This window comes from Hominisplanchenecus sp. (genome assembly GCF_046967715.1).
In the GTDB taxonomy this organism is placed as follows: Bacteria; Bacillota; Clostridia; order Lachnospirales; family Lachnospiraceae; genus Hominisplanchenecus; species Hominisplanchenecus faecis.
Window position 1 is genome coordinate 1 of sequence record NZ_JBKVNQ010000103.1, and the last position, 5,092, is coordinate 5,092.

Genomic DNA, 5,092 nt, shown 5'->3' on the forward strand with positions numbered 1-5,092 from the left:
TGAATTATCCTACCTTTGATACATTAGAAAAGATAATGGACGTGCTGGGTGTAACGCCCAATGAATTATTATCGGGAGAATGGAAGTATGTTAATCAAGCCGAAAAGGAAGTCTGTCAGTTTTTAAGAATTGAAGAAAGACTAAATGCAGAACTGAAACATGGGCATTATGACAATTTCTTTGACAGCGAGGAAGAATGGCTGGAATATGAGTTAGAGAAGTTACGGGAATATATTACCGACTACATCAACGGGAAAAGCATTGTAGCGTCCGACCTTTACCCAATCAAAGAATTTATCCAGCATTTGAAATTTCAAAAACTGTTAGACCGCTATGATGATTTATACAGCATGGATATGTTCGGGGAAAGCATAGAGGGACATAAATATAGGACACCTTATCAAGTCGTAAAAATGATAAACCCCAATTCAAAAGAAGATATGGAATTATTACGGGAAGTATTGAAAAATAACCATTTTGATGATGAGGACGAATAACTTTTTTCCTCTTTGTAGAAGATACAGCAAACAAAAAGCCCAGTAAAGAGTGCAAAGCACCACCAATGGTGGCAAGGCTCTTGACAGGGCTTTTTCTTTTCTGTTTCTGGCAGACAAGAGGAAACAAGGTGTAGTGTCATGAGTTTATCGACAATCAGACAAAGGCGACGCAAGTATCACAGTATGAGCTTATGCTCCATAAGGATAGTAACTGGAAAATTGTAACATAATTATTGACGGCGTATAATCTCATGGAAAAAAATACGCCGTCATAAAATAATAAGAAAACAGTATAAAAACATTGACTTTTAGAGATTGAGTATTATAATAAAAATGACAAGTATACTTGGTATTTTTGGAAAGGGGTAATATAAATGGATAAAGAAAAAATACTGTCACAAAACAAAAAAGATAACTTATATCTTGATGAGTATGAAAAACACATTAAACTTAAAGGGAAATCTTTTGGGCTAATGTTTGTGTTGCTTGTCTGCATTTTAATCTTTGTTATTAAGGTTATTTGTAAAGAACCTTACAATGACATAATGACAATTATTTGGTCGGTAGCATTTGGATATATGAGTTATGAAGCATATCTTTCAAGAAGTAAACCTAAATTTGTTACTGCCCTATTCTTTGTCCTATTTATGTTGTATTACTTTTATAAATTTTTGACAGCAGGTTTGTAATATGAACGAACATTTAATTTTAAAAAATAGATTAAAAGAGGTGCGAAAAGAAAAAAAATTATCGCAAACGGAATTAGCAGAAATGGTTGGAGTTTCCCGTAACACAATAAGTTCTATTGAAACAGGACAGTTCAATCCAACAGCAAAATTAGCATTAGTGCTTTGTATAGCTTTAGATAAAAAATTTGAGGAATTATTTTATTTTGATTAAGGAGTGTATGATTATGGAAATAGAAGAAGTGGTTGTTGAAATAGTTATGGGATTGTTTTTATTATTTTTATCTTATCAAGTGGGTATAAAAGAAAATATTACTTTCTTACATAGTTATCATTATACACATCTCAACCCAAAAGATAAAAAAGCGTTTACAAAAAGAATAGGAATAGGTTCTCTGCTGGTTAGCATTGGCGTTATTGCTATGCCGATTATCAATTTAATCTCTCATTCTGAATTAGGCTACTACATAGGGCTTACTTTGATTGTTGTAGGAGTGTTTTATATCATATTCATCATTGTAAAATACAACGGAAAACTTATTAGCTTTAAAAAGTAGAATTGAGGTATGAATATAATAGGAATAAAAAAACGAGATATAAAAAGGCGTTAAAGTTTGAAATCAAATGAAGTAATCAACGGAATAAACAAAGAAAATATAGGGAGAGGCACAGTTATTTGTGCTATCTCCCTTAGTCGTTTTATCATCATATCAAGGCTCATTCAATCGTGGTAAATTCGTGGTAAAATGAATGGTTTTCTATACTTCAAAATACTTGAAAGTATAGTGTTTATGCGGATAATCGAAAATTAGATATAAAATTTATATAAAATAAAATCACACGAGAAAATGTTGATGGAATATCAACATCGGAAAGCGAAAAACATAACAAGAAAGCAGTAAAGCAGTAAAGCAGTAAAGGAGGAAAAGGAATGAAGAAAACTTCAAAAAAAGTGATAGCAGTCACATTGTCCGCTTCGATGCTCTTAGGAGGAAGCATGACAGCGATGGCAGCTACAACAAACCCGGATATCAGCCAGCGTGAGATTGACCATAAGACCGCGGCTAAAAACATCGCAGCACAGGGTATGGTCCTGATGGAAAACAAGAACAATTCACTGCCGATTTCAGCAAAGAAGGGAACAAAAGTAGCACTGTTCGGACAGGGTGTTTACAACACCATCAAAGGCGGTACCGGTTCCGGTGCTGTAAACCAGCGTGACAATGTTACCGTACAGCAGGGTTTTGAAAATGCCGGATATGATATCGTAAATGCAGATTTTGTAAACCAGATGCATGAGCTCTGGACAGCAAACGGCGGCGGCACAAGTCAGGGCTGGGGATTTAAATGGGTGAATGAACCGGTTTATGAACAGACAGAAGGTGCGGCAGACCAGATCAAAGCAGCGGCAGATCAGACAGATACTGCAATTTATGTTATTGCACGTAACTCAGGTGAAGGATCAGATCGTTCTTCCGGAAAAGGTGATTATCTCTTATCGGATGATGAGCGGGCCAATCTGGAACTGCTTGGAAAAACATTTGATAACGTAGTTGTTGTCCTGAACGTAGGCGGAATCATTGATACCAAGTTCTTCAGTGAGATCAATGGGCTGGATTCCATGCTCCTGATGTCTCAGGCAGGTATGACCGGCGGTGATGCACTGGTAGAAGTATTAAACGGAACCGTAAATCCATCCGGTAAATTAACAGATACCTGGCCGGTTAATTTTGATGACAACCCATCCAGTGCAGGATTTGCAAACGAGGATAAAAATAATGCACAGGAATTGTACAACGATGATATTTTCGTAGGATATCGTTATTATGATACGTTCGGCAAAGATGTTTCCTATGAATTTGGCTATGGCGGATCTTATACTACATTCGCAATGCAGACACAGTCTGTAACAGCAGACAAAGACAAAGTAACCGTTAAGGTTAAAGTGAAAAATACAGGTTCCGTATCCGGTAAAGAAGTAGCAGAAGTTTACTTCTCAGCCCCGGAAGGCAATCTGGACAAACCGTATCAGGAACTGGCAGGATATGCAAAGACAGACGAGCTGGCACCTGGTGAATCTCAGGTACTGACGATCACATACGATACAACAGAGATGGGATCTTACGATACAGACAAGGCAGCATACGTGATGGAGGACGGCGATTACATCATCCGTGTCGGTAATTCTTCCAGAAACACACATGTAGCAGGCAAGATCAGCGTAGCGGAAGATACGATCACAGAACAGTACAGCAATCTGATGGTTCCGGTAAAAGATAATCCGAACGTTGCAGATGATGAGAAATATCCGACACTCGAGCCGATGACAACCGAAGGTGCAACACCGATCACATACGACGGTGAAGCAGATGAGATCGCAGCAGCATCCACGATCGCAGTTGATTTCACAGGTTACAAAGCACCGGAAATCATCAAAGAAAACGAAGATGTCGATGTATACGTATCGAATACAACGCAGACAGAATATCTGATCGCAGAAAACAAAGACGGAGCAACAGGCGAGATCAGCCGTGTTGAAAAAGGAAATGCAAACAGCTCCGACTATACAGTAACATACAACGAGCACGTTAAAAAATTTGACGGTGATTTCAGCAAAGCGACGCTGATGGACGTTAAACTTAAGAAGCTCAGTATTGAACAGTTTGTATCTGCACTGTCACTGGAAGAACTGGCAGAACTGGTGAACGGTCATTCAGGTGATGCAACCGTTAGAGGTGTGGCAGGATCTACCTGGAGAAACGATACAAAAGGCATCACTCCTGTAAACCTGTCTGACGGACCTGCAGGTCTTCGTATTACACAGAAATACAAAGATGGCGATCAGACCTATTACCAGTATGCAACCGCATGGCCGATCGGTACATTGCTTGCACAGACTTGGGATACCGATCAGATCTACGCTTACGGCGAAGGCGTTGGCGAAGAGATGGAAGAGTTCGGTATCGGATGCTGGCTGGCACCTGGTATGAACATCCACAGAAACGCACTGTGCGGACGTAACTTTGAGTACTATTCAGAGGATCCGGTAGTTGTAGGTATTACCGGTACAGCTGCAACCCTTGGCGTACAGTCAAACAAAGGCGTTGGCGTTACTATCAAACATTATGCACTGAACTCTCAGGAAACAAACAGAAATGCAGAGAACAATACAGTTTCTGAAAGAGCAATCCGTGAAATCTACCTCAAAGGTTTTGAAGCAGTTGTAAAACAGGCACAGCCGATGGCGATCATGACCTCTTACAACCAGAACAACGGCAGACCGGCAGCTGATGATTATGATCTGTGTACCGCATTCGCAAGAGACGAATGGGGATTCCAGGGAATGATCATGACAGACTGGGGCGGCGGACAGTCCGTACCGATGTATGAAATGCATGCAGGCAACGACCTTGTTTGCCCTGGTAAAGGTGCAGCTCAGATCATCAAAGGCTTCAAATCTGATCCAGACTGGAACGGAAAAGGCTATGTAAATATGACAACCATCAGCTATCAGGATCAGACAGATCCGGATCTCCCGGTTATCACAAAAGAAGTTCCGAACTTCGGCGGATATGAACTGAATAAAGAAGGTACAGAAGTACAGTCTACAACCGTGAACGGTGATGCAGATGCAGATCACAGCCTTCTGTGTGATGAAGCATGGAAAGCAATCGAAGATGGATATGCAACATATGAAGTAAAAGATGTACGTAACTGGTGGACAGGTACAACAACAAAACAGACAACGGTCAGCTACAAGGTAAACAGCAACAAAGATGGACAGACAAATAAACAGCTGATCTCCCTTGGTGACCTTCAGAAAGCAGCCATCAACATCTGCAACCTTGTAATGGATTCTACAGAGTTTGCAAAAGAACATGGTTTCACAGCACAGTCCCTGAATGAAAA

The 5,092-nt window shown here is 39.9% G+C and carries 5 protein-coding genes and 1 pseudogene; all 6 read left to right on the top strand.

What is annotated here, in order from left to right:
- Positions 1-497: XRE family transcriptional regulator (locus ACLTL4_RS10910; protein ID WP_412320537.1), on the top strand; the 497-nt coding region annotated here is incomplete at its 5' end.
- Between the two features lie 140 nt (positions 498-637).
- Positions 638-727: pseudogene (locus ACLTL4_RS10915) on the top strand (conjugal transfer protein); the annotation flags it as partial.
- A gap of 144 nt (positions 728-871) precedes the next feature.
- Positions 872-1,186 (top strand): DUF6442 family protein, encoded by a 315-nt coding sequence (locus tag ACLTL4_RS10920; protein WP_003127054.1) that lies wholly within the window; start codon positions 872-874, stop codon positions 1,184-1,186.
- 1 nt (position 1,187) lies between these two features.
- Positions 1,188-1,397: a helix-turn-helix transcriptional regulator gene (locus tag ACLTL4_RS10925; protein WP_003127053.1), complete on the top strand. Its 210-nt coding sequence runs from the start codon at positions 1,188-1,190 to the stop codon at positions 1,395-1,397.
- A 13-nt stretch (positions 1,398-1,410) separates the two neighbouring features.
- The gene (locus tag ACLTL4_RS10930; protein ID WP_003127052.1) at positions 1,411-1,740 is read left to right on the top strand and encodes a hypothetical protein; all 330 of its coding nucleotides are present in this window, start codon (positions 1,411-1,413) and stop codon (positions 1,738-1,740) included.
- Positions 1,741-2,114: 374 nt separating this feature from the next.
- The coding region (locus ACLTL4_RS10935) for a glycoside hydrolase family 3 C-terminal domain-containing protein (protein WP_412320538.1) at positions 2,115-5,092 on the top strand (2,978 nt) is incomplete at its 3' end.